Below are 24,960 nucleotides of genomic sequence, written 5' to 3'. Positions count from 1 at the left end.
CTGCTGTTAATGACAAAAAAAGAGGACGGTCCAATCGGGCCGTCCTCTTCTGTTTTTGGGGTAGGAGCGGATGGATCAGATCCGTCCTTCCGCCACGGCGTGACAAGCCACGACGGCACCGCTTTTCAGGGTGTGCGGCTTCGGAATTTCCGTCCTACACCGCTTGCCTGCGTGGGGACATCGGCCGTTGAATACACAGCCGGAGGGCAGGTTGATCGGCGTGGGCACATCGCCGGAGAGGCGGGTGTGGTCGCCCGACTTACCGCCCAGCCGGGGAATGGCGGACAGCAGGGCCTGTGTGTAGGGATGGCGTGGATTGGCGAATATCTCCGCCGCCGGAGCCAGTTCGCAGACACATCCCAGATACATGACGCAGACCCGGGTGGAGAAGTGCTCGACCACGCTCAGGTCATGGCTGATAAACAGGTAGGTCAATCCGAACTCCTCCTGGGCATCCATCAGCAGATTGAGAATCTGTGCCTGAATGGAGACGTCCAAGGCGGCGATTGGTTCGTCGGCCACAATGAATTCCGGCTCCACCACCAGGGCGCGGGCAATGGAAATGCGCTGGCGCTGGCCGCCTGAGAATTCGTGCGGATAGTTGGTGGACCATACCGGGTCCACGCCGACCTTGCGCATCACTTCGGCCACCTTGTCGTGCACCTCGTCCCGGGAAAGGGTCGGGTTGTGGAACCGGACCGGCTCTTCCAGTATTTGGCGGACGGTCATGCGCGGGTTCAGAGATGCGTATGGATCCTGGAAAACCATCTGCATTTTGGTGCGGTAGGGGAGCATCTTGCCCGAACTGAGATTGTCGATGCGTTCACCCTTGTAGATGATTTCGCCCTGGTTGGGGCGGTAGAGGCCCATGACCGTTCTGGCCAGCGTGGACTTGCCGCAGCCTGATTCGCCCACCACGCTCAGGGTTTCTCCCGGCATGATGGTCAGGCTGACGCCGTTAACGGCTTTGACCAACGTTTTTTTGCGGGTGATCCGGCCTCCATCAAGGCGCAACTGGTCCAGGAGTGTGCCGGAGATGTCGAAGTGCTTATCGATATTTTTGATTTCGAGGATTGGTTCCATTATTCATTCCCTCCTTGGCAGCGAAAGCAAGCCACCTGCGCACCGCTACCGGTGTCCGTCAGGTTGGGAATTTCCGTCAGACAACGATCCAGGCGAACATCACACCGAGGCTCGAACGGACAGCCCGCAGGCATGTCGAGCAGGGAGGGCATCATGCCGGGAATCTGGTTGAGCCGGCTCTGTCCCACCGCCATTTGCGGCAGGGCGCGAATCAGGCCTCGGGTATACGGATGCTGCGGTGATTCTATGATTTGGTTGGTGGGCCCGATCTCGACCACTTTGCCTGCATAAAGCACGGCGATGCGCTGGGTCACTTCCGAAACCACGGCGAGGTCGTGGGTGATGAGGATGAGCCCCATGTCTTCGGTTTCGCACAGCTCCTGCAGCAGAGACATGATTTCAGCCTGGATGGTCACATCTAGGGCCGTGGTCGGTTCGTCGGCGATGATCAGCTTGGGGTTGGTCAGCAGGGAGATGGCTATGACGATGCGTTGTCTCATACCGCCCGAGAATTCATGCGGATACTGCTTGAGTCGTTTTTCCGGGGAAGGGATGTATACCTTCTTCAGTTTGTCCAGGCAGATTGCCTCGGCTTCCTTGTCCGTCACGTCCATGTGGGCCTTGATGGTTTCCTTCATCTGGGTGCCGATGGTCAGCACCGGATTGAGGGTCATCATCGGGTCCTGGAATATCATGGAGATGTGGTTGCCGCGGATGTGGCGCATCTTTTCGTAGGGATATTTGGAAATATCCTTTCGGTTGAAGATGATTTCGCCGCCCGTGATCTTACCGGGTTTGGAGATGAGGTTGATAATGGAAAAGCCGAGTACGGATTTGCCCGCACCGGATTCTCCCACAATGCCGAGGCGCTCGCCCCGGTTTATGGAGAGGCTGACATCGCGCACGGCTCGGACAGTGCCCGAGCGCAGGGAGAAGTCGACTCTGAGGTTTTTGATATCTATGAGCGGTTCCACGCCTTACCCCTTGTACAGTTTGGGGTTGAGAAAATCCCGGATCCAGTCGCCCAGGAGATTGATGACCAGGATCAGGAGGACCAGCAGAATGCCCGGGAAGATGGTGATCCACCAGGATCCGGAGAAGATGTATTCGAATCCGGCGGTGATCAGTGATCCCAGCGAGGGCCTGGTAACGGGCATACCGAGTCCCAGAAAGGACAGTGCCGCCTCGCTCATGATGGCGTTTGCCACCTGCACGGTGGAGATTACCAGCACTGGCGAGAGCGTATTGGGCAGGATATGCCGCCACATGATTCGGCGGCTCGGCAGGCCGATGACCCTGGCCGCTTCAACGTATTCCTTGCGGCTTTCGGCCAGGACCGAGGCTCGCACGGTACGGGCATATTGCGGCCACTCGGCCAACCCGATGATGACGATGAGCAGCGGAACGGCCACGTCTTCGTATCCGGCCACACCGAACGCGGTCTGGACGATGGCGCCGATGAAGATGGCGACCATGTAGGTGGAGAACGAGAGTTGTACATCGGCGATGCGCATCAGGATGTTGTCCAGCCTGCGGACATAGCCTGAAAGCAGACCGACCATGATGCCCAGGAAGGCCTGGAGGCAGACCGCGCCTATGCCGATGATAATGGACACCCTCATGCCGTAAAGCATGGTGGAAAGAATGTCGCGCCCCTGTGCGTCGGTGCCGAGCAGGAAGTTGTCGGTGCCGCCGTGTTCCCAGGCCGGGGGCATCTGGGCATTCATGATGTCCACGGTGGTGGTGTCATAAGGGTCATGCGGGGCAAGTATAGGAGCGGCAAAGGCGCTCACGAACAGTACTGCGAGAATGATGAAGCTCGTCAGGGCCACAGGATCGTGGAGGAAGCTGTGGAGCATGTACGAGTCTTTGAAGCGTTGCCAGCGGGTACGCATGTTAGGACCTCCCCGCCACGCGGATTGTGGGATTGACCAGGCCGTAGATGATATCAACGGCGGTGTTGACAAGTACGAAGATGAATCCCACGAAAACGAGATAGGCGACCATCAGCGATGTGTCGGACCGTTCAACGGATTCGATGAACATGGACCCCATGCCCTGCCACTGGAAAACGGTTTCGGTAAGGATGGTGAAGGCCACCATGATGCCGAGCTGCACGCCGCCCACGGTGATGACCGGGAGCAGGGTGTTCTTGAAGGCGTGCACGATCCAGACGCGCCAGGGCTTGATACCCTTGGCCCAGGCGTACTTGACGTATTCGGTCTCGAGTACCTCCATCATTTCCGAGCGGATAAGACGGATGAAAAGAGGCAGCATGATCGAGGAGAGGGCGATAGAAGGCATCAGCAAATGCTTCAGACCGTCCCAGGTTAGCAGGCCACTCTCCCACCAACCGAAGAGGAGCACGGTTTGGCCCCGTCCAAAGGAGGGAAGCCAGTGCAGCTCCACTGAAAAAATGTAGATGAGCATGATGGCTGTGAGGAAGACCGGCATGGAGACGCCCACGATGGATGCTCCCATGGTGAATCGACTCAGCCAGCTTCGTGGCCGTATGGCGGCGTAGATGCCGAGTGGCACCGAAAGCACGATGATGATGAATGCCGCACAGAAGACCAACTCAAGCGTGGCCGGGGCCTTGGCGATGATGACGTCGGTGGCCGGCTTTTTGAAAAAGTAGCTTTGCCCCAAATCTCCGTGCAGGGTTGCGGTCAGAAAACGGACATACTGAGTGGCGAATGGATCGTTAAGCCCCAGTCGATCGCGGATTTCCGCACGCTGGGCCGGGGTGACCCGTTCGCCCACCAACTCGCGTACCGGATCTCCAAAGCTGTGCTTGATGGAAAAGCCGATGAAGCTGATGATGAGCATGACGATGATCGCCTGCAAAATTCTTTTTACGCTGAATGCAAACATAATTGTACCGGTTGGAGGTTGATCCCTGGACTTCGGCCTTTGCCGTATGGGCAAATTCCGACGCTCCCATTGCTGTTTTTTGTCCATGGAAGGGGGGAGCCCGACTCGGCCGGGCTCCCCCCTTTATGTGGCTTTTTTGTTGTTGGCAAGCCTCTCTGGAGAGCTACTTGATCACCAGATCCCCGAAGTAGGGGAAGTTCATGACATTAACAATGTCTTCGGAGTTCATGTTGCTCTTGGAAGCCCAGGACAGGTGCTGCCAGTGCAGGGGAATGTATCCGGCCTCGTCGTACTGGATCTTCTCCACTTCCTGGAGCATGGCAGCGCGCTTGGCGGGATCGGTCTCGGTCTGTGCGGCCAGGGTGAGCTCGTCAACCTTGGCGTTGCAGTAGTTGCCGGAGTTGTACTGGCCGTAGCCGGTTTCGGGATTGCGGCACATGGAGAGGAACTCGTAGTAGTTGCCGGAGTCCTCGGTATCGGGGTGCCAGCCGATCATCTGAATGTCGGCCACCTGGGCATCGTACTGATCCCAGTACTGGGCCTTGGGCATGGTCTTCAGGCTGATCTTGATGCCGATCTTGGACATCATGCCCACAAAGGCTTCGGCGATCTTTTCGTCATTCACGTAACGGTTGTTCGGGGAGATCATGGTTGCCTCGAAACCGTCGGGGTAACCGGCTTCGACCATCAGGGCCTTGGCCTTTTCCAGGTCATAGCGCGGAGTCAGCTCGGGATTGAAGCCGACCAGTCCCTTGGGGCTCATCTCGCCTGCTGGGGTGGCGAATCCCTTCATGATCTTTTCGACCACACCCTGGTTGTCGTAGGCATAAGCCATGGCCAGGCGAACCTTGGGGTTGGCCAGGGCCTTGTTGCTCTTCTCATTGAGCTGGAAGGTGATGATACGGGAGCCGGGCATGGTGATGAGTTGCAGGCCTTCAGTGGACTTGATGCGGTCCAGGTCCTGCGGAGGCACTGGCATGATGAAGTCCACATCGCCGGAGAGCAGGGCGGCCACTCGGGTTGCATCGGTCTTGATCGGCGTCAGGACGATCTCGTCGACGTTGCCGGTATTCTTGTCCCAGTAATCGTTGAAGCGGGTGAAGACGGTCTTTACACCCTGCTCGCGGCTGGTAACCACGTAGGGGCCGGTGCCGGATTCATGAGTATTGGCAAAGGTGTAATCGGTCTTGAGGACCAGATCCTTGGGCTTACCCTTGTCGTCGGTACCGGTGTAGAATGCCTTGTCCATGGGGAAGATGTAGGTAGCCATGTTGAGCACCAGGCCATAGGGCTTCTTGGTGATCAGGTCCACGGTGTACTTGTCTATGACCTTGGCTTCGGCAAAGGGCTCGAAGAGGCCCTTGAAATCTTCGGACTTGCGGAACCGATCCAGGGTGAAGGCCACATCGTCGGCGGTAAATTCGTTGCCGGAGTGGAACTTGACGCCATGGCGCAGATGGAAGCGCATGGTCAGGTCGTCAATGCGTTCCCATTTTTCGGCAAGGCGCGGCTCGAACTTCATGTCCTTGGTGTAACGGACCAGAGGATCGAAAACCATGTGGGAAAACTGAAGCATTCCACCGGAAAGCTGGACCTGCGGGTCCAGGGAAACAGGGCCTGCGTCCATGGCCAGTTTGAGGACAACCTTGGCCGGAGCCTCAGGGGCGGCGGCTTTTTCGGCTTCCTGTTTTTTCTCGCCTTGGCTGCAGCCTGCCAGGAGCAGGGCGGAAACGATCAGTGCGACCGCAAGAAAGGAAATTCTACTCATTACGCGCAGCGTTCTTGTTTTCATTAACAGATACCTCCTATTGTTGATTCGTGTGCCGAATATGGCACACACCATACCTATCCTCGTATCGCGTCCCCCTTGTTGCCTGAACCCGGCATTGTTATGTACAAGGCAGACGGAACGCATGGGATAATATATGTTTTATCCTGTTTTAACAATAGTGTTTCCTGACGAATTGAAATATGGAGGCGGAATGAATTTGGGCAGTTATCTGCGCAGTGCAGGCCTTTTGGGGCTGATGCTGCTTTTATGCGGCTGCGGAATGTTTTTTGGGGGAAGTGAGCAGGACTCGCCGTCCAAAACGCTCACCCTTGATGAAGAATTCGAATACTCGGTGACCATATCCAAGGACGACTTGCTGGAACTGGATATCCCCCAGCCGACCCAGGCCGGTTACAGTATTGAGGGGGCAGCGTTTGATCCCAGCATGTTGAGCCTCGAGCACTTCTTCAATTCCTCTGATGAAGGCGCCAGGCGGGTGCGCTATATTTTCCGTGCGTTGCAGGATGGTATCTCCGACGTCCTGATAAAGATGCGTAAGGAAAAGGATGGAAGGGTGGAAATGTACAAGCGGGTGACCGTCAATGTGGGGGGCGCACAGGGGCTGTTCTGATTCCCGGCCGGGAATATTGGAAAAATCGGAAAATACGCCTAAACCGGTTTGTGATTTGCGCCGATGAGTGGGGTGATGGGCAACCTGACCCCACCCCGGAAGGAGCAAATATGAATCGGCCGTTTTTCTTTCTGCATATCCCGAAGACCGCAGGGACCACTCTTAATTCCGTATTTGACGACAACCTTTCGCAAGAACGGATTCTTGATCTCTATACCGAGTCCCAGCATCGAGCCCTGTCGGACATCACCTATGAGGAGATAGCCCGCTACCGCATGGTGCGGGGCCATGTCTTCATCACCGATTTCGAAGAAATCCTGGACGGTCCGGTTCATTTTCGCTTGTTCACCTTTCTGCGTGATCCGGTCCAGCGGGTCATATCCGAATTTTACTTTCTCAAGCGCTGGCCCAAGAGCCATCTGTACGAGTATCTGAACCGGAACAACGTCTCACTCATGGAGTATGTGACGAGTGAGAACCGGGTGCTCAAGCATCGCGGCCGGAATAATATGGTTAATTCCCTGTCCGGTATCCGGGGCGGGAATATGGAAGAAGGGCTGGAACTGGCCTGGCACCACCTGCGCGACCGGTTCGAGTTTTTCGGAATTCTGGAACGGTTTGACGAAAGCCTCTTGATGCTCAAGCGGCTCATGGGGCTGGGAAGCATCTTCCACGAAAAGAAGAACGTTCGGGGAACCAGCCTGGACAAGCCTATCTCCCGCGAGGAATACGATCTTATCTGCGAGCACAACCGGTTCGATTTGCGCCTGTATGAACGGGCCGTCACCGAGTTCGCCGCGCGTGTGGATCGATTAGGCGCTGCCTTTCAGGAGGATGTGCGGATGTTTGAGGCCATCAACTCGCGGTTCCAGCGCATCACCAACCTGGTGGATCAACGGGCAGGTCTGAACCAGGGGCTTATGATCAATTCCAAGTAGGGCGCATCAGTCGGGGAAGCGCTGAACGGTCTTGGTCAGGGAGAAGTCCAGGTTGGTTGCTCCCTCCATGACCGTCTGGCAAATCACCAGCGGACTCATGTAGGCTTCCCGCCAATCCAGGGTGAGGCGCATACCGTTCTCTATTTGTTCCGCCTTGGCGACCATGGGGCGGATGTCCTTTTCCCGCATTCCCTTTTTGGTTTTGCGGGTCACCATGAAGGATTCGGCGTCGAGGAAGGCTGCCCATTGGGTCAGTCTTTTCTCAACATCGCGGTTCAGCTTCAGTTCAAAGACTTCTTCTACCGCCTGGGGCTGTTTCTTGCCCATGGAGAGGCGGTCCGCCTTGAGCGGGGCCATGCCCTCGGGCATGACCGGAATGAGCCGCTTGATGATATCGGTGGGTTCCAGGTCCTCGCGCAGGAAAATATTGATCCATTCCGCCTTGCTTTCCACCCCCACGGGCAGGGCCATGCCAAAGGAGAGGCGGGGCATGGGATGGAATCCGGCGGAAAAGGCCAGGGGTAATCCGGCACGCCGGAAGGCACGTTCGAAAACCGCCTGCAATTCCAACTGGCTGAGGTAGGCAGCCGGTCCGGTCTTTTCATACCAGAGCCGGTAGTGGCCACCTTTCACGGTCAGGTCATGCTCAATGACTTCAAAGGGAGGCTGCTCGCCTTCCTGATCCCGCGTGGCAAAAATCATTTTGGGACGGATGTCCTTGTCCTTCGCCTGTTCCGTCAGCGTCGAGACTCTGCCGTCGAACCCGCACACGCCGCAATTGCGGCAGGTGTTGTAGCGGCAGTCGCCGGTAATCTTGCCGGTCAGGGCGCGGTTGCGTTCCGTCAGCAGAAAACGCTTGGTGATGCCGGAGGAAAGGTGGTCCCAGGGCAGCGGTTTTTCCGGGTCGCGCGGACCGATGTATTCATCCCAGGAAAGTCCGGCCTCTTCCATGGCCTCGCGATACGGCTCCAGGCGCATATGGTCCTTCCAGCTGGAGAAGAGGGCACCCTTTTCATAGGCGCGCTCCACAACCTGTGCCAATCGCCTGTCTCCACGCGAAAAGACGCCTTCCAGTGAGGTCATTTCCGGCTCGTGGAATCGGAAATTCAGCCGTTTGTGCGGTCGGAAGGCATCGCGCAGATAGCCGATCCGGCGGTAGATTTCCTCAAATGAAATCTGCGGCTCCCATTGGAACGGCGTATGCGGTTTGGGTACGAAGGGCGAAACCGCCGCCGTTACCTGAAGCCGTTTAATGTGAGAACCCGCCGCGTCGCGCACCTTGAGGCAGAGGTCCACAATGGCGTCGAGGTCTTCGTCGGTCTCGGTGGGCAGGCCGATCATGAAATAGAGCTTCACGCCCTGCCAGCCGTTGTGGAAGAGCATCCGGACGTGTTCCAGCAGCCCCTCTTCGTTCACGCCCTTGTTGATGACGTCGCGCAGCCGCTGGCTACCCGCCTCCGGGGCGATGGTCGCGCCGGTACGGCGAATGGAGGAGATGCGCTCCATGATCGGCTCGGAGAGCGACCCTACGCGCAGAGAGGGCAGGGAAATGGCTATCTGCTCGGATGCACACTGGTCGAAGCTGCGGGTGAAAAACGTGTCCAGGGCCGAGAAGTCGCCCGTGGACAGGGAGAGCATGGAGGTCTCCTCGAATCCTGTCTCGGCCAGTCCCTCGGTCAGAATATTGCCCAAATTCTCCAGCGAGCGCTCGCGTACTGGGCGGTAGATCATTCCCGCCTGGCAGAAGCGACAGCCCCGGGTGCAGCCGCGCGCGATTTCCATGGTCAACCGGTTGTGGATGGCGTCGAAGGGAACCGCCTGCCCTTTGGGGAAGGGGACCTTGTCCAGGTCGTCCACGATGGCTTTCTCCACGTGGTCGTATCCCGGCAAAAGCGGCTTGAGCGGTTTGCCGGGGCCCTGGTCCTCGAAGAGGGAGGGCACATAAATGCCGTGGATGGTCGTCAAACGGCGGAGCAGCTCGTCCTTTGAAATATTGTCTTTTTTGGCCTGTTCCACGCAGGACAGCACGGCGGGCATCGCTTCCTCGCCGTCGCCCAGGATCATGGCATCGAAGAAGGTGGCAACCGGCTCGGCATTGAAGGCCGCACCGCCGCCCGCCACAATCAGGGGGGCCAGTTCCTTGCGGTCGGCCGCGTGCAGGGGAATCCCCGCCAGATCGAGCATGTACAGGATATTGGTGTAGCACAGCTCATGGGTCAGGCTGAACCCGACAACGTCCATGGAGGCAAGCGGCGTGTCCGATTCCAGGGTCGCCAGCGGCGTATCGTGCTCGCGCAGGATGGCCGCGACTTCCTCGTCCGGGGCAAAGACGCGTTCCGCCCAGAATGTCGGGTGGACGTTTATCGACTCAAGGAGAATTTTCTGTCCGAGATAGGCCATGCCGACCTCGTACATATCGGGAAAAGCGAGAGCGCAACGGACCGATACCGTCGCGGGGTCCTTGAGGACAACACCCCATTCGCTGCCGAGGTAGCGGGAGGGGCGGGGGAGTATGGGGAGCAGTTCCTTCATGGGACGAAAAGCCTAAGGGGAATATGGTTATTGGTCCACACAAAAAAGGGGCGATTCTTGCGAACCGCCCCGCCTTATCTGATTTGTCGGGAATGGTTAGCCCAGGTCGAGGCCGCCGCCACCCATTCCGCCGAGGCCGCCGGAGAGGTCCAGGCCGCCGCTGCTCATGCTGATGTTGGTCACGGCTTCGATGTATTTGGTTTTGAGTTCTTCCGGGCAGCTCTTGTACTCGAAAAGAATGTGCGCCGTGGAGATTTCCCCGTGCATTTCCTGATCGAAGGGATAGCCGTAGGGCAACAGGACCATCTGGGTTCCCTGCTGGGTCGGCAGAGCCTGGATGGTGGCCGGATCGGTGATTTTTCCGTCAGCTTCGCCGAATTTGCCGACGACCATGTCGCCGCTCACCAATTTTACCAGTCTGATATCGTAATCCATGGGGAATCTCCTTGAAGTTGGTGTCGGCCCACTAAGTAGGTACGGGGCGGCTGACTGTCAAGGGCGCTCTTTTGCCAAGTGGAAAGGGACGGTACCGTGAGGAGCCGGTTCCGTCCCTTTCCCATGGGGGGGAGAGGGTACAATCTATGCCCGTTCCGGGCCATGGAGAATGGCCATGACCTCCCGTGTGTCCGGGGGTATGGCGGCTTCGCCCTTGGCCGCGTATTCCATCTTCGAGGCCACATAAATGGCCAGGAAGGAGAGGATCATGACGAATCCGCCGGGGTTATTGTATTGCAGGAAGGTTGGGAGCAAATTCTTGCCCAGGATCATGAAGAAGGATCCGACGATGCCGACCACAAGCCCGGCGCAGGCACCGTTTCTGGTCATTCCCGGCCACCAGACGCCCATAACCAGCACTGGGAAGAAGGTGGAGGCGGCGATGGCGAAGGCCAGCCCGACAAGGATCGCGATCTGCATGTTCTCGGCCCAGAAGCCCAGGGGGATGCCGAGCAGGCCGACGGCGATTGAGGCCACGCGTGCGACGAGCACGCGGGATCGCTCCGGCATGTTCGGGTTGAAGACGTTGACCACCAGATCATGGCCGATGGCCCCGGCGCAGGCGATGATCAGTCCGGCCACGGTGGAGAGGATGGCTGCGAAGGCTCCGGCCACTACGATACCCAGCAGAAGTTGTCCGCCAAAGTGGGAGCCGGCCACGGGCACGGCCAGGTTCTTGCCGTTGGCGGCCAGCCATTTCATCAGGTGCGGCGACACGCCCAGGGTTTCGCCTTGCAGGTACACGTAGCGCACCACGTGGCCGACGTAGGGGCTCAGGATGTAGAACATGCCGATGAGGAAGAGCACGTAGATGACGGTCTTGCGGGCGGCCTTGCCGTCCGGCGCAGTGTAGAAGCGCACCAGGATGTGCGGCAGCCCGGCAGTACCGAACATCAGCGCCAGCAACAGGGACAGGGTGTCCTTGAGGTTGTGCAGCCAGTATGCCGGGTGGGTATAGGCCGCGCCGTCGAAGATTTTCCCAGTCATCGGGTCGGGACCTTTGAACGAGGCGATGAAAGCCACCACGTCGGTATAGGTGTATCCCCGGACCATGAATGGGATGAAGGCGAGCAGGAACATGGCGCCGAACAGAATCCAGAACTGGACCAGCTGGTTGACGGTGGTCGCCTTCATGCCGCCGATGGTCACATAGGTAGTGATGATCAGGGCGATGATGACGATGGACTTTCCGTAGCTGATGTTGAGCAGCAACCCCATGACCTTGCCCGCGCCGAGCATCTGCGGGGCCATGTAGAAGAGCGAGATGAAGAGCACGCCGACCACGCCGAGGATGCGCGCGGTCTTGGAGTGGAACCGTTCGGAAACAAAATCAGGCACGGTATAGCGGCCGAACTTGCGGAGGGGGCTGGCCAGGAACAGAAGCAGGGCAATGTAGCCAACGAAGAATCCCAGAGCGTAGATGATGCCGTCGAACCCGAAGAGAAAGGCCACGCCAGCGACCCCCAGGAAGGATGCGGCGGAGAGATAGTCCGATGAAATGGCCGAGGCGTTGATGAAGGAATTGACCTTGCGCCCGGCGAGGTAATAGTCGGCCGAGGTCTTTTGCCTGCGGAACATGAATGTGGTGACCACGGTAAAGGCGAGCATGGCGCCGATCAGGAGCAGGGCCATGAAGGGGATTTGGTATCCGGTTTCCATGACTATTTCTCCTCCATGGTGGTTTCGATTTCGTCTTCCAGGGCATTGGCCATGCGCACATACCAGATGAAGAGCACCCAGGTGATGGGGTAGATTGCGATGGCGACGAGCCAGTAATGCAGTGGAAATCCAGCCAGACTGATGCTGGTTGCCGTGTCGGGAACCAGATAGACGATCAGGAAAATGGCGATGACGAAGGCAAAGTAGGGAATGCCGACGCTCAGGGCCATACTCAGCTGACGTTTGCGGATGGCTTCGATTCGATCCATGGTGGTTACCCCCCTGTTTTCGGTTGAAGGATTTGCCGTAGCCCTTTCTTTATCGTAGGAATTTAAAGGGACGCATGAATTTTCAGGTAAACGGTCGAACCGGTCCGGTCGCGGATCGGCGCATTGTGTCCGGTCCGGTCAGCGGGGCTTTTCCCCCGGTCAACGGCAGGGCAACACGCCGGGAGAACCGACTTGAGTAGTCAATCCTGGGATGAACGGACGCCAACGACGGCGGTGGACGGCGGTTTTGCCGTGCCGGACGGTTTGGACCGCGATCTGCTGTCCATGGCTCGCGAGGGCAGGCTGACCGGCATACGCAGTACCCGTGTCGATCTTGTTCAGGACTGGCTTGACCGGGGACTTTCCGCCGAAGAGACCTGCTGTCACCTCTCCGCCTACAACCGGTCCGTGATTCTGGCTGTGCTGGAGGCGCACGCGGAGGAGCATTCCTGGCTGAGGTCGTGCGCGTTCCTGGAATTCGGCTCGGGCGGCCGGGACGAGCAGGTCGTGGGATCGGACCAGGACAACGGCCTGCTGCTGCGGGGCGTAGCGGAACCGGGTGACCTGGATGATGTGACCCAGTCCATTGTCGTGGCCCTGGATGGGGCCGGAATTCCCCTGTGTGATGGCGGAGTCATGATCAGCAACCCGCAGTGGCGGGGGGATTTCGATGCATGGCTGGAACGGCTGACGGGGTGGTTGTCCAATCCGGCGGAGCGGGGTATCTGGCAGTCCGGGCTTATTTTAGATTTCAAGGCTGTCTTCGGCGCTTCGGAAGAGGCAGCCCTGCTGCGCGAGCATGTTTGGAAATATGTGCGCACCAAGCCCATCGCGCTTTCCCTGCTCATAGGGGAGCTGACGGATTATCGTCTGCCGCTGACCTTCTTTGGCGCATTCGTCACAGAAAAGGACGTCCCCTGGCATGGCTTCCTCAACCTCAAGAAGAGTATTTTGGCGCATCTGACCAACGGGGCACGTATTCTTGCCCTCAAGTATGGCCTGTCCGCGCACGGGACGTGCGACCGGCTGCGGGGACTCATGGCTGCCGGGCATATCAGTGACCGGCACGGCGGGCAGCTGTTGGACGGCTGGGAATATCTCCAGCGCAAGCGGTTGGAGATAGGGCTGGATTGCGTGCGGGCGGGAGCACCGCCGCATGGATGGGTAAAACCTTCGGCTCTGGCCCGTGATGAGCGGGAGCGGTTGAAGGAAGCCATCCACGCCGTGGACAAATTCATTCATCTCATTCAGTCTGGGGTCGGCCTGTAATTCCCCCGGCTCCGATTTTGCAAAAGGCTCGGCAGGCCGACGGCCGATTGACGGTCTTAACCTGATTTAAGGATACATGCGCGTGAATGTTCTCGTCATCAACCTGACACGCTTCGGGGATCTCATACAGACGCAACCGGTTATCTCCGGATATCGGCAACTTGGGTGTAGGGTGGGACTGGTTTGCCTGGAAAATTTTGCCGCTGTGGCTTCCATGCTGGGCGGCGTGGATGCGGTTTTTCCCATGTCCGGGGCGCGGCTGCTCGCCGGGCTGGACAAGGACTGGCGGCTGGCCGTGCGTGATGCCGAGGAACTGCGCACACGGGTGCTTGCCGAGTTTCCGCCGGATAGGACCGTGAATCTCACGCCTTCCATTCCCGGGCGGCTTTTGGCGCGGGCTCTGACGCCGTCCGGAGCGGAGGAAGTGGGCTTTTTCGTGGATGAGTTCGGGTTCAATGCCGACAGTTCCGCCTGGGCCGCCTTTCTTCAACTGGCTGGCGGCAACCGGGGTGCGAGTCCGTTCAATATCTGCGATATCTTTCGGCGTACTGCCGGGCTGGCAAAGGAGGGCAACTCCCTGTCGCTGGCGGTGCCGGACAAGGATGTCCTTGCCAATGCGGAGAGACTGATTCGGGAAGAAGCGCCCGCTGAAGCCCATGGCTTCATTGGGTTGCAGCTGGGAGCCAGTGAAGATCGGCGGCGCTGGCCTGTGGAGTCTTTCGTTCGTGCCGCAACCTTGCTGCTGGAACGTGACGGGCTGGTGCCGGTTCTCTTCGGCACCAAAGGAGAAACGGACCTCGGTCAACGGTTTGTGGCGGATTTTGATGGTCCTTGCGTCAATCTGATCGGCCGTACGTCGCTTACGGAGTTGGCGGGCGCGCTGGTTGCCTGCAAGGCACTGGTGACCAACGACACCGGCACTATGCATCTGGCAGCCGGACTTGGCGTGCCTGTATGTGCCGTGTTTCTGGCCACGGCACAACCGTGGGATACCGGCCCATACCGGGCGGGCAATATCTGCCTGGAACCGGATATTGCTTGCCACCCCTGTGCTTTCGGCAAAAAGTGCTTGGCGGACCATGCCTGTCGCCAGAGCATTTCCCCGGAGGGGTTGGTCGGGTATCTCGATGTTCTCCTGCATGGCGATACTCCCGGACGAGTCCCGGGCATACGGGCCTGGCGGACCAGGACGGGAGAAGACGGGTTCATGGAACTGGAACCTCTCTCCGGCCATGAAGGAACAGATCGCGCCTTGTGGATAGCCATGCAGCGCGCATACTACAGGCCGTTTCTCGATGGTGAGGCCTTTGCCGACAAGACCGGGCTGGCCGAACAGTTGAGCCCTGCGACGGCGGAAAGCCTGTACAAAACTTTGACGAGTGCGCACGACCTCCTTTTCCTGCTTTCCCGGCAAGGGATGTTGCTGGCTCGAGCGCCCCGGCCGCAGGCCAAGGCGAAATTTCTTACCTCCTGGCAGCAGCTACAAAATGTTCTGGCAAACAATGACTATCTTAACACACTAGGATTATTGTGGATGTTTGAATCACAGCAATACGGAGGAGACCTCGTCTCCCTGTTGAAAATGACGGATCACTATCTTCAGCTCTTTGCCTCGCTCAAGGCGGAATTCGAATGATCGGCATGGTTTTTGAATAAATGGATGAAAATCGACCCATGCGGAAAAAAATCCCTTCGAGGAGGAGAGAACAATGATTGTTATTGATGGCAAGCAGTATGATATCGGATCCCAAAATTTCGAGAACCTGGAGCAGGTTTTCAATAAAGTGGTGGAAGACGGCCGTCTGGAAGATAGGATCGTGACCGATGTGATGATCAACAACGAGCCCTATACCGAAATTTACCCCCACCAGTCCGAAGACATCGAGATGGATTCCGTTGAGTCCGTGGAGATCGTTACCATGTCCTCCAGCGACATGGCCGTGGAGATCACCCTGGAGCTCTACAAGGTGGTCAACCTCATGAGCGAGGGCGCCAAGCAGGTTGCCACGCTCTTTCGCCAGGCCGACGACGCCGAGGCCCTGGATACCTACCAGGACCTGCTGGAGGTTATCCGCAACTTCCTGAAGATGGTCGGCGTGCTGCGCGACGAGTATTCCCTCAAGAACAATGAGGATTACGAGAAGGGCGCGGTGGAGCTGAACGAGCTGTTCACCGAGATGAGCACTGTTCTGGAAAACGAGGACTGGATTCTTCTGGCCGACCTGCTTGAATATGAATTCCTGCCCGCGGTGGAAAGATGGAAGCGCGTTATCAAGGCCCTGCGCGACGACATTCGTCAGGTGAGGGAATAGACATGGCCGCCAGACGTCAGATGCTCGACGAAGCGCTGTCCATCGGCCGTGAAGAGTTGGGATGTTTGGCAAGCGGTGACGTCTCGGGAGCCGAGCGCCTTTCCAAGAGCCGTGAGCGCATTCTGGACGAGGCCATCGCCGATCTTGACGGCGGACAACTTTCCGAGCTGGCCGACAAGCTCGTGGAGATGAAGTCTCTGCATGACGAGATTTCCGAAGAGGCCAGAAGGCTGCATGATACGATTCGGAACGACTTGCTTTCCATTAAGAAGCAGAACCGCCGTATTACCGGTTACAGCAGAGGAGCGGGCAACATGCCCATGCTTGCCCGGCAGCGGTTCGTCCATAAGAAGGGATAGTTTTCGGAAGCATGTGATCGAGAGCCCCGGCAGCGTACTGCCGGGGCTTTGATTTTTTATGCGGCTGTACTCAGAACCGTTCCCAGGACAGGATTCCTGTTCTCTCGTTGGGCAGGGCCAGACCGTCGAATTCAACACCCATACGGACAAATCCTGCGGAGCCGTCCGTAAGGGACCGGACACGGCCGGAGTACCAGAAGGGGCGGAAAGCCCTTTCCCGAAAATTGAACATGAAGAGATTGATGGTCACGGGTGTGCCCACCGTACAGGTCTCGGGAACAAGCTGGTTGCGCACGAGCAGGCCGATGCCGCCGTCCGAAATGTTGACCACGGCATTGGCGGACTGGACCGAGCCGTCCTCGCCAAAGGAGTTGATGCCGATCTGCGGAGCGGCGTCCTCAAAGAGAAGGTCCGACTGGAAGGGATCGGCCAGCCACAGTTTGACCCTGATGAACTGTTGGTCGGCCACGCGCTTGCGGCCCTGTTTTCGGCGCGGGATCATCATGTAGTCTGTCGGCTTGGAGAGGACGATACGGTCCAGGTGCTTCCCGGAACGGTCGGATTCCATGACCTTGGCCCGGAAGGCGTTGATCTTGCCGTCACGGCCGGAGCGCATGGGCGAGAAAACGCAGGTGACTTCTCCGCCGTCCTTGACCCGTAGCAGTCCTTGCCGTTCGATGATTTCGCATTTGATTTTGCCCCCGGATATTGCGGTGATGACGCAGCGCAGGGGGACGATCTCGTCATTGGGGGTGCGGAGGATATCCACTGTGGCCCCGTTTTGTTGCAGCACGCGGGGAACGTTTATCCGTTTGCCCTTCTTTCGTTTGGGACTTTTGTTTCCGCGAAAGAGACGCAGGGCGATCAATATCAGCAGCAACGCTGCAACGGCGAGTAGTGCCGCGCCGCCGTAGCGAACCGTCTCGTCGGTCAGCGACGGGAAAATGGAGTGTGCCGCCTTGGAAAGGGCTTGGCGCGCCTGGTCGAAGAGTTGCTGAATATCCATGTCGCTCACCGGCTAAAAATTGACGAAGTGTTTTTTTGCTTCAATGACCTTGTCCAGATAGCGTCTGGTCTCGCTGCGGGGAAGCCCGGATTTCAGCTTGCGGTAAACATCGCCCGTGGACATGGCGTTGATCCGTTTTTTTGCCCGGTCCTTGTTGCCGTCAAAGGTTCGCAGCACGGCACCGGCGCCGCCGTTGTATCCGGCAATGACGCAGTATTCGCGAGCGACATGATCATTTATGCCGGAAAGGAACCGGACATCAAGCAGATGGAGATAGGCCGTGCCATAGGTAATGTTGCCTGCGGGATCGAAAAGCGTCTCCCGGCTGGGGCTTCCAGCCTTGCCGTGCAGGAGTTGGTAAACATCGCTGCCCGCCGTCTTCTGTACCACCTGCATCAGGCCGATGGCCATGGCGTTGCTCACCGCGAAGGGGTTGAAGTCCGACTCCACCTTCATGATGGCGTAGATCAGGTTGCGGCTGATGGAAAAACGTTTGGCCGAGGCCATGACAAAGCTGCGGTATTTCCGCGCCCGAACGTCCAGGTGGTCGCTCACCATGCCGAAGGTCACATAGTGGGCGGTCTTGCCGTTGACCTTTCGCGTTTTGAGGCCGGTGGTGATGAGGTGGTCGGCATAGCGCTCGGCCCGCCATGCCCAGCGGATATCCTTGCCGTCTGCGTCCTTGACCTCTCCCATGAGGAACGGCGTTTCGCCAAGCTTGATCGGCTTGTCGGAATAGAGGTCCACCGCGCGCGGGTCGCCGGGAGTGAGAAGGGTAGTGACAATGGCGGACTTGAGACTAGCCGAAGGGGCTTTCTGGTCCACGGTTTCAACGGTGATGACGCCGGTGTCGAAGTCCACGCTGGCGCGGGAGAGATAGTTGTGGGTGTATTTGACGTATGTTTTGGGTTGCGGGACCCTGGTGTCGCCTTTGCCCCAGATGCGGCCTACGGCCTGGACAAAGTCGTCCACGACCTTTTTGAACTGTTTGAGATCGGTGGCCAGGGCGGAAGGATTTGAGGCGTAGCCGAAGGCCTTGTCTCTGGCTAGCGCTTCGGCCGCTGCTGCCGGGCTGCCTGTTGCGGCGGCACGGGCAATGCGTACGGCGTCGTATCTTGAACAGGACGTGAGCAGGATAAGGAGCACGAGCGGTATGCAAAATTTATCTAACGACATATCGGAAGGCCTGCCTTGACACGCATAAATGAATGATGATTAAAATTTGCCAGTTACGATGAATGATTCAGGATAGGAATGTTTGGCGGGAAAAACAAGTGTGTGCATGTTATGCGCTGTTGTATATTGAGGAGAGGTTGGCATGGGAACGGATTCGGTCATAGAAAAAATTGATTGCGACCTTGAACCGCTGATGCCCAGGTTTTTCGACAACTCTCGAAAAGATGTGCAGGGTATGCGTGAAGCCCTGGCCAAAGGCGACATGGAAACCCTTGCCAGGATGGGACATACGGCAAAGGGCACTGGTTATGGATACGGAATGCGCACCATGGGCGATATTGGTGTCGAGCTGGAGGCTGCGGCCAAGGCTGGTGATACTGCGGCGTGTGCTCGGTCCATAGAACGGATGAGCGTGTATCTCGATACTGTTGTTGTGGAGTATCGCAGCTGATTTTATCTTGAGGTTTTTTGCCTCTTAGCCTTGCTCCGGTCCGGCCGGAGCGGGGGCAAAGGATCACACCCCACTCCGGCCAGTCGGACCGATCACCTCTAGAGTACCCCCATCGCTTCGTCCACGCTCCAGTCCTCGTGCACAACCTTGTTCAGCGCGGTCACGATCTTGGCCGGACTCTTGTGCTGGAAGATGTTGCGGCCTACCGAAAGACCGGAGCCGCCGGCCTGGATGGAATCATAGACCATCTGTACCAGATCGCGTTCGCTGTCCATCTTCGGCCCACCGGCGATGACGACGGGGACGCAGCAACCTTCCACAACCCTGGAGAAGGATTCCGGGTCGCCGGTGTAGTTGACCTTGACGATATCCGCCCCCAGCTCCACGCCGACGCGGGCACAGTGCGCCACCACGTTCGGATCGTATTCATTCTCTATCTTGGGGCCGCGCGCATACATCATGGCCAGGACAGGCATACCCCACTCGTTGGCTTCGGAACAGAGGGCACCGAGATCGGCAAGCATCCGGCCCTCGGTCTCGTCACCCAGGTTGATATGCACGGAGATGGCGTCCGCACCGAGTTTGATGGCATCGGTAACCGAGCCGACCAGGGACTTGGCGTTGGGGTAGGGAGAAAGCGAGGTGGAGCCGGAGAGGTGGATGATCAGGCCGATATCCTTGCCGCCAGCACGGTGGGAGCAGCGGGGGATGCCCTTGTGCATGAGCACGGCGTTTGCACCGCCGTCCGCCACCTGATTGACGGCTTCGCGCAGGTCAACCAGTCCGTAGATGGGGCCCACGGTTACTCCGTGGTCCATGGGGACCACAATAGTCCGTCCGTTGTTGCGGTTCATGATGCGTTCCATTCGGATGGCTTTTCCCAGATGCATGACGTACTCCTTTGCTTTTCGACCGGGGGGCGGCCCAAAAAAAAGAGGCCGCGGACTTTGCCCGCGGCCTCTTGGTTGTTCGATTCAGTTTGTTAAAGACTAGCGCACACCAAGACCGCAGGCGTTCCTGTTGCTAAAGCTAAAAAAGAAAAAGAAACGAGCGGCGTTGTGTGTCATATGAATTCGACTAGTTCAAAATGGTGGCTGTTGTCAAGTTATGAAATGGTTACGCTTACAGGCTAATCTGCCAGGGCCACGCATTTCATTTCTACAAGGCCGCCAAGGGGGAGGCCTGCCACCTGGATGGCAGCGCGCGCGGGCTTGTGGGTGGAGAAGTATTCCGCATAGATGGTGTTCAGGTCGGCAAAGCGGCCCATGTCCATGACAAAGACTTCCACGGAAAGGACTTTTTCCATGGAGGAACCGGCAGCTTCCAAGATGGACTTGAGGTTTTCCAATGCCTGCCTCGTCTGCGCCTTGAATCCGTCAGCCAGTTTACCTGCGCTGGGGATGATGCCGAGCTGGCCGGAAACAAAGACCTGGCCGTCTGCCTTGGTGGCCTGGGAGTATGGACCGACAGCGGCCGGGGCTTTTTCCGTATGGATCAGTTCAATGTTCGGCATGGGAGCCTCCTTGTTTTTCGGCCGCTAGTCCGCGGCCCAGAGATAGGTATTGCGAAATGTTTGCGGGAGCCGTCGCACCACGTGCACAACGACAGTCATGGCCAGGAGAGCGAAAATCATCCGGCCCCAGAGAATGCCGGAAACATGCCCGCCAATGAGCAGAAGCAGCAGCGTGTCCTCGATGAGCGAGTGGCAGAGTCCCATAAGCGTCAGGGAGTAGAAGACATCCTCCTTGCTCACCCGGCCGCTTTTGGATTCATTGATGATCAGGCCGCCCCCGTATGAAATCCCCATGGTCAGGCCGATGACGGTAATTGCGGAAGCTTTGGGGCCGATGCCAATTTGTTTGAGTATGGGGCGGAGAATTCGGTTCATCAGTTCGATGACGCCCACGGCCTGGAGTATGCGCATGATGGTCAGTAGCCCCAGGATAATGCAGAAGATGGAGGCCAGGTTCTTTACTTGTCCCAATGCCCAGGCCGCAAGGGTGGGATCGGCCGCAGCCGCATCCGTGGAAAAGATCATGTGAGTCGGGGCCTGCAAGGTGCCGGTGGCGGCATAGGTGATGTGCAGCAGCCAGGCGAGGACAAAGGCGCCGATCAGTCGCATGGCGCATTGAAAGAGAAAACGGGCCCCGGATTTTTTTGCTATGGCGCACTCTACGGGCAAGTTGTGCCCAACCAGCATAAGCACGGCCAGCACCGTGGCCTGCGCACCGGTAAGCGGATTGTCCTGAATGAGCGAAGCCAGGACAATGATACCGGTGTAGATGTTGTTTATCAACGCGGAGGCCCAGACCAGTCCCATTTCGGCAGGCAGGCCCACCAGTCCCATAACGGGCTTGAGCGGCAAGGCAATGTATTGGATGAGTCCCAGCTCCTGCAGAATCTTTACGCCGATCAGAATGGGGATCATCACCTTGAACAATTCAATGGAGGCGGAAAGCGCCTGGCGCAGCAGTTCCAGTATGGTGCGTATAATCGATTTCATGTCGGTTACTCTCGTGCCGCACTCTAGAGCATCATTTTTCAAAAGAAAAGGGGAGGCTGAAGCCTCCCCTATATTTTTGTTCATATGCAGGGCTGCGAGTTACAGGAACACCTTGGCCACATTGAAGCCTATGACGGCCATGACGAAGGCCAATCCTGTTGATCCCACGACGCTGAAGGCAGCCCATCGCCAGCTGGACTCGCGGGCCATGGTGACCACGGTGACGAAGCAGGGGGCGTAGAGCATGGTGAAGATGATCAGCGCAATGGCCGACGCCGCCGAGAAGTCCGGGTCGGCCCGAAGCTGGCCAGACAGTGATTCCGCCTCTTCGGGATCGACCTCTCCCATGGAGTAGGCCGTACCCAGGGCGGAGACGATGACTTCCTTGGCCGCAAAGCCGCCGGTCAGAGCAATGTTGATCCGCCAGTTGAAACCGGCCAACTTCGAGATGGGTTCCAGGGCTGTGCCGATGCGTCCGGCCACGGTATGCAGCAGGGCTTCCTCGGCTTCGGTGTTGTCGATGTCTGCCACTACCTCTTCAGACTGGGCGGCCTGGCGCAGGTCCTCATAGTGCGCCACCCTGTCGGCAGGCAGCTGCGGGAAGGTCATCATGGCCCAGATAAGAATCGAGATACCCAGAATGACGGTACCGGCCTTCTTGACGTATTCCCAGGTGCGTTCCCAGGTGTGGATCAGCACACCCTTCAGCGTAGGCAGGCGGTAGGGAGGCAATTCCATGACAAAGGGAGTGCTCTCGCCCTTGATGACGGTGGAACGCAGCACGCGGGCCACCAGCAGGGCCATGATCCAGGCCGTCAGGGTAATGCCCAGCATGACCGTGGCCGCGTGTGTCGGGAAGAATGCCGCTGTGAGCATGAGAAAAACAGGCACCTTGGCACCGCAGGTCATATAGGGTGCCACAAAGAGGGTGGCCAGTTTTTCCTTGGGGCTGCGCAGTGTGCGTGCGGACATGACACCGGGGACGGCGCAGCCGCCAGCAATACCGCCCGAGACGATAAAGGGCAGTACCGAAGTGCCGTGCAGGCCGAATATCTTGAAGACCCGGTCCAGCATGTAGGCCATGCGAGCAATGTAGCCGGAGTCTTCCAGAGCGGAAATCATGAGGAACATGAAGAGGATGAGCGGCACGAAGCCGAGAACTCCGCCCACGCCGTCGATGATGCCGGAGACGATGAGCGAGCGCAGCAACCCGTCGGGGAGGACGGCGCTGGCGCCGTCGCCGATGACGCCGAACAGGGCCTCAAGCCATCCCATGGGGATTTCACCAACGGAAAACGTGATTTTGTAGATGAGATAAACGATGCCGACCATGATGAGCGGACCGAGCAGCGTGTGGGTCAGTACCTTGTCCATCTTGTCGGAGCGGGAGATTCGGTCCTCGTCCAGGACAGGATAGGTGACCACTTCCCGTATGATTCCGGCAATGAAGCCGTAACGGTAGTCGGCAATGAGCGCATCAGGCATGGACTTGAGCGTCGTCATGGTGTGCTCGCCTACCTTTTGTGCCATGGCGATCAGCTTGTCCGAAGTCTGCTTGTCTGCAAGCATACCTTTTGCGATGACGTCTTCGTCATGCTCCAGGTATTTGATACCGGTCCACCGAGCGGGAAGCTTGTCGGTCATGAACCCTGTTTTTTCGATGATGGCGGTCATTTCCTTGAGGACCGGATCGAGGTCCGGGCCGTAGGAAATGGTGAGCGGAGCCCACTCGCCGCTTCGCTTCTTGGCAAGCTCAAGGGATGCATTGATGAGGCTGTCCGTGCCCTTGCCGTGACGGGCAACGGTTTCGACCACGGCGCAACCGGTCAGCTGTGCCAGCTTTTCGCTGTCGATGGCTTTGCCGTTGGCCCGGACTTCATCCATCATGTTCAGGCCGAGGACCATTGGGACGCCCAACTCCATGATCTGAACCGCCAGGTAGAGATTGCGCTCCAGGGCGTCGGCATTCAGAACGTCTATGACCGCCTCGGGGCGATCCTCCACCAAAAAGTTTCGGGCAACCAGTTCTTCCTGGGTGTAGGCCGTCAGGGAATACGTTCCCGGCAAATCGACCATGTCCAAGGAATCTCCGTTGCGGGAGATATGACCGTATTTTTTTTCAACCGTCACGCCGGGCCAGTTGCCCACGTGCTGGTGTGCGCCGGTCAGCGCGTTGAAGGTCGTGGTTTTACCGCAGTTGGGATTGCCGGCAATGCCGACCGTAAACGTGGACATGGCTAACCTCCCAGTTCACTGACGGTTATATGGTCGGCCTCGCTGTTGCGCAGCGTCAGGGTAAAGTCTTTGAGCCGCAGGGCCACCGGGTCCTTCAGCGGAGCTTTGCCGATGACTTTGACTTCGGTGCCCGGGATGAGTCCCATATCCCTGATGCGACGCCCCAACTCTCCGGCGGCTCCCACCGATTCGATTTTCAGCATCTGGTTGACTTTGGCCTTGCGCAGGCAGAACGGTTCACTCATGAAAATTCCTCACTCTCGTTACGACGTGTTCGATGTTCTGGACTAATGACCACAACCACAGGAGGAGCCGCAGCTCTTGCCAGCGGATGAACAATCCCCTCCCTGGCTACAGCCGGAGCAGCCGCAGGACGGCGAATCGGCCTTGAATATGCGGATAATTCTCCGTGCAAAAAAGAAAAGTGCGACGAGCACGATAATTCCAACAATGATTGTATCCGTCATGGTTTTCCTCGAAAGAAGATTGGTTGACCCTCAGGTCGGACAAAAACTTGATAGTGATGTTGAAAATCAATGTCAAGTGAAAGGTTCAGGAAAAAATGAAGGATACTTCAAGCTGAGTGTTAATATATGGGATTACGGTGTGTTGCGGGGATTGGGGAAATTTGTATTCGCCGACGCGATTTGCCGTCTATTCGTCGAGGTTGTCAATCATTTTCATTTGTGCTCATATGCTGAACTCAACGTGGAGGGCGTCTGTTGAAGATCAGACTGTTGCTTGTCGCCGAACCGGGAGCGGCCCGCGATGCCTATATGGCGGTGCTGGGCGGTCTTCCCGTAGAGGTTGATTGCATCGGGTCGCCGGCGGAAATTTCCGGCGCTCTTGTCGATGCCGGTTTCAACGGTCTGATCGTCGATGTCCCTACCATGATACGCTGCGAATGCGGCGACAAGAACCGCATAACGCGGATTATGGAGCGATTCCCCGTACTGCGCGTGATGTACAGTGCTGCCGGTGGCGGTATTCGGGGACTGTCCCAAGGCGGAACTCTGCGGGACAACCGGGATCTGGTCGAGTTCGTTGAAGGGGAATGCTGTTCGTTTTCCCCCCGGTCCATTCGGGTTGTGCGGCGGCAGGAGGTTGTGTTCAACGTCCTGCTGCTCAGAGACAAGAATGGGGATGAGGATGGCGTGGAGCGGACGGTGACAACCAATGTCTCCGAACATGGTTGTTTTATTTTTACCATCGGGGATTGGCCGTTACTGTCCTCCGCATGGATTGTGATCCATGAATTTGAGGACAAGACGCCCATGGAATTGCTGGTGCGCTGGCAGCGCCCTTGGGGTACGGAAGGCAGAATGCCTGGTATTGGGGTCAGTTTCGAGTCTATGACCGCATACCAGTATGCGCAACTTCATTCTTACATATAAGGT

General features: G+C 57.8%; 25 protein-coding genes. 9 read left to right on the top strand and 16 right to left on the bottom strand.

From position 1 onward, the window contains the following. Positions 1-75: 75 nt before the first annotated feature. From ACI0FG_RS09325 to ACI0FG_RS09305, 5 genes are all read right to left on the bottom strand, one after another. Positions 76-1,083, bottom strand: coding sequence for an ABC transporter ATP-binding protein (locus ACI0FG_RS09325; RefSeq protein ID WP_419788265.1), 1,008 nt, complete (start codon positions 1,081-1,083; stop codon positions 76-78). Next, positions 1,083-2,057: an ABC transporter ATP-binding protein gene (locus ACI0FG_RS09320; RefSeq protein WP_419788264.1), complete on the bottom strand. Its 975-nt coding sequence runs from the start codon at positions 2,055-2,057 to the stop codon at positions 1,083-1,085. Before ACI0FG_RS09320 ends, ACI0FG_RS09325 begins: the two co-directional genes overlap by 1 nt. A 3-nt stretch (positions 2,058-2,060) precedes the next feature. Further along, the gene (locus ACI0FG_RS09315; protein WP_419788263.1) at positions 2,061-2,978 is read right to left on the bottom strand and encodes an ABC transporter permease; all 918 of its coding nucleotides are present in this window, start codon (positions 2,976-2,978) and stop codon (positions 2,061-2,063) included. Position 2,979: 1 nt separating this feature from the next. Then, entirely contained in the window at positions 2,980-3,957 is a 978-nt protein-coding gene (locus ACI0FG_RS09310) for an ABC transporter permease (RefSeq protein ID WP_419788262.1), read from the bottom strand. A gap of 163 nt (positions 3,958-4,120) precedes the next feature. Then, positions 4,121-5,725 carry an ABC transporter substrate-binding protein gene (locus ACI0FG_RS09305; RefSeq protein ID WP_419788378.1) on the bottom strand — a complete coding sequence of 535 codons (1,605 nt, stop codon included), beginning with the start codon at positions 5,723-5,725 and terminating at the stop codon, positions 4,121-4,123. Positions 5,726-5,882: 157 nt separating this feature from the next. Here ACI0FG_RS09305 and ACI0FG_RS09300 point away from each other — a divergent pair, with 157 nt between their 5' ends. Together ACI0FG_RS09300 and ACI0FG_RS09295 are read left to right on the top strand one after the other, a co-directional pair. Beyond that, a complete protein-coding gene (locus ACI0FG_RS09300; protein WP_419788261.1) occupies positions 5,883-6,359 on the top strand; it encodes a hypothetical protein in 477 nt (158 codons plus the stop codon). Between the two features lie 110 nt (positions 6,360-6,469). Continuing rightward, positions 6,470-7,297, top strand: coding sequence for a sulfotransferase family 2 domain-containing protein (locus ACI0FG_RS09295; RefSeq protein WP_419788260.1), 828 nt, complete (start codon positions 6,470-6,472; stop codon positions 7,295-7,297). 6 nt (positions 7,298-7,303) lie between these two features. Here the strand turns inward: ACI0FG_RS09295 and ACI0FG_RS09290 are convergent, their stop codons facing one another. The 4 genes from ACI0FG_RS09290 to ACI0FG_RS09275 form a co-directional block, all read right to left on the bottom strand. Then, on the bottom strand, positions 7,304-9,829 hold the full coding sequence (locus ACI0FG_RS09290) for a TIGR03960 family B12-binding radical SAM protein (RefSeq protein WP_419788259.1): 2,526 nt from the start codon (positions 9,827-9,829) through the stop codon (positions 7,304-7,306). Positions 9,830-9,925: 96 nt separating this feature from the next. Next, on the bottom strand, positions 9,926-10,264 hold the full coding sequence (locus ACI0FG_RS09285; RefSeq protein ID WP_419788258.1) for a hypothetical protein: 339 nt from the start codon (positions 10,262-10,264) through the stop codon (positions 9,926-9,928). 144 nt (positions 10,265-10,408) lie between these two features. Then, complete coding sequence (locus ACI0FG_RS09280; RefSeq protein WP_419788257.1) at positions 10,409-11,983, bottom strand: cation acetate symporter; 1,575 nt, start codon at positions 11,981-11,983, stop codon at positions 10,409-10,411. 2 nt (positions 11,984-11,985) lie between these two features. Continuing rightward, positions 11,986-12,252: a sodium/substrate symporter small subunit gene (locus tag ACI0FG_RS09275; RefSeq protein ID WP_419788256.1), complete on the bottom strand. Its 267-nt coding sequence runs from the start codon at positions 12,250-12,252 to the stop codon at positions 11,986-11,988. Between the two features lie 192 nt (positions 12,253-12,444). Between ACI0FG_RS09275 and ACI0FG_RS09270 the strand changes: the two genes are divergently transcribed. From ACI0FG_RS09270 to ACI0FG_RS09255, 4 genes are all read left to right on the top strand, one after another. After that, positions 12,445-13,521 (top strand): putative nucleotidyltransferase substrate binding domain-containing protein, encoded by a 1,077-nt coding sequence (locus tag ACI0FG_RS09270; RefSeq protein WP_419788255.1) that lies wholly within the window; start codon positions 12,445-12,447, stop codon positions 13,519-13,521. An 82-nt stretch (positions 13,522-13,603) separates the two neighbouring features. Then, positions 13,604-15,157 (top strand): glycosyltransferase family 9 protein, encoded by a 1,554-nt coding sequence (locus ACI0FG_RS09265; protein ID WP_419788254.1) that lies wholly within the window; start codon positions 13,604-13,606, stop codon positions 15,155-15,157. A gap of 73 nt (positions 15,158-15,230) precedes the next feature. Beyond that, the gene (locus ACI0FG_RS09260) at positions 15,231-15,833 is read left to right on the top strand and encodes a hypothetical protein (RefSeq protein ID WP_419788253.1); all 603 of its coding nucleotides are present in this window, start codon (positions 15,231-15,233) and stop codon (positions 15,831-15,833) included. Positions 15,834-15,835: 2 nt separating this feature from the next. Continuing rightward, complete coding sequence (locus ACI0FG_RS09255; protein ID WP_419788252.1) at positions 15,836-16,192, top strand: hypothetical protein; 357 nt, start codon at positions 15,836-15,838, stop codon at positions 16,190-16,192. A gap of 70 nt (positions 16,193-16,262) precedes the next feature. Here the strand turns inward: ACI0FG_RS09255 and ACI0FG_RS09250 are convergent, their stop codons facing one another. Together ACI0FG_RS09250 and mltC are read right to left on the bottom strand one after the other, a co-directional pair. Further along, positions 16,263-17,198: a PilZ domain-containing protein gene (locus ACI0FG_RS09250; RefSeq protein ID WP_419788251.1), complete on the bottom strand. Its 936-nt coding sequence runs from the start codon at positions 17,196-17,198 to the stop codon at positions 16,263-16,265. A gap of 12 nt (positions 17,199-17,210) precedes the next feature. Further along, the gene (mltC, locus tag ACI0FG_RS09245; RefSeq protein ID WP_419788250.1) at positions 17,211-18,374 is read right to left on the bottom strand and encodes a membrane-bound lytic murein transglycosylase MltC; all 1,164 of its coding nucleotides are present in this window, start codon (positions 18,372-18,374) and stop codon (positions 17,211-17,213) included. Between the two features lie 142 nt (positions 18,375-18,516). Between mltC and ACI0FG_RS09240 the strand changes: the two genes are divergently transcribed. Next, positions 18,517-18,825: an Hpt domain-containing protein gene (locus tag ACI0FG_RS09240; protein WP_419788249.1), complete on the top strand. Its 309-nt coding sequence runs from the start codon at positions 18,517-18,519 to the stop codon at positions 18,823-18,825. A gap of 98 nt (positions 18,826-18,923) precedes the next feature. On the opposite strand, the gene ACI0FG_RS09235 is transcribed toward ACI0FG_RS09240, so the two are convergent. From ACI0FG_RS09235 to ACI0FG_RS09215, 5 genes are all read right to left on the bottom strand, one after another. Further along, positions 18,924-19,715: a 2-amino-3,7-dideoxy-D-threo-hept-6-ulosonate synthase gene (locus ACI0FG_RS09235; RefSeq protein ID WP_419788248.1), complete on the bottom strand. Its 792-nt coding sequence runs from the start codon at positions 19,713-19,715 to the stop codon at positions 18,924-18,926. 239 nt (positions 19,716-19,954) lie between these two features. Continuing rightward, positions 19,955-20,338 carry a Rid family detoxifying hydrolase gene (locus ACI0FG_RS09230; protein ID WP_419788247.1) on the bottom strand — a complete coding sequence of 128 codons (384 nt, stop codon included), beginning with the start codon at positions 20,336-20,338 and terminating at the stop codon, positions 19,955-19,957. Between the two features lie 24 nt (positions 20,339-20,362). Beyond that, on the bottom strand, positions 20,363-21,328 hold the full coding sequence (locus ACI0FG_RS09225) for a nucleoside recognition domain-containing protein (protein WP_419788246.1): 966 nt from the start codon (positions 21,326-21,328) through the stop codon (positions 20,363-20,365). Positions 21,329-21,427: 99 nt separating this feature from the next. Continuing rightward, a complete protein-coding gene (gene feoB, locus ACI0FG_RS09220) occupies positions 21,428-23,563 on the bottom strand; it encodes a ferrous iron transport protein B (protein ID WP_419788245.1) in 2,136 nt (711 codons plus the stop codon). 2 nt (positions 23,564-23,565) lie between these two features. After that, positions 23,566-23,808, bottom strand: a complete 243-nt coding sequence (locus ACI0FG_RS09215; protein ID WP_419788244.1) for a FeoA family protein — start codon at positions 23,806-23,808, stop codon at positions 23,566-23,568. A gap of 76 nt (positions 23,809-23,884) precedes the next feature. Here ACI0FG_RS09215 and ACI0FG_RS09210 point away from each other — a divergent pair, with 76 nt between their 5' ends. Further along, positions 23,885-24,289 (top strand): hypothetical protein, encoded by a 405-nt coding sequence (locus ACI0FG_RS09210; protein WP_419788243.1) that lies wholly within the window; start codon positions 23,885-23,887, stop codon positions 24,287-24,289. Further along, positions 24,286-24,957, top strand: coding sequence for a PilZ domain-containing protein (locus ACI0FG_RS09205; protein WP_419788242.1), 672 nt, complete (start codon positions 24,286-24,288; stop codon positions 24,955-24,957). The genes ACI0FG_RS09210 and ACI0FG_RS09205 overlap by 4 nt, the downstream gene beginning before the upstream one ends. Positions 24,958-24,960 lie beyond the last annotated feature (3 nt).

It is taken from the genome of Pseudodesulfovibrio sp. 7M6, from assembly GCF_050058625.1.
Classification (GTDB): Bacteria; Desulfobacterota; Desulfovibrionia; order Desulfovibrionales; family Desulfovibrionaceae; genus Pseudodesulfovibrio; species Pseudodesulfovibrio salinus.
This window is presented reverse-complemented; position numbering and strand designations above follow the sequence as displayed.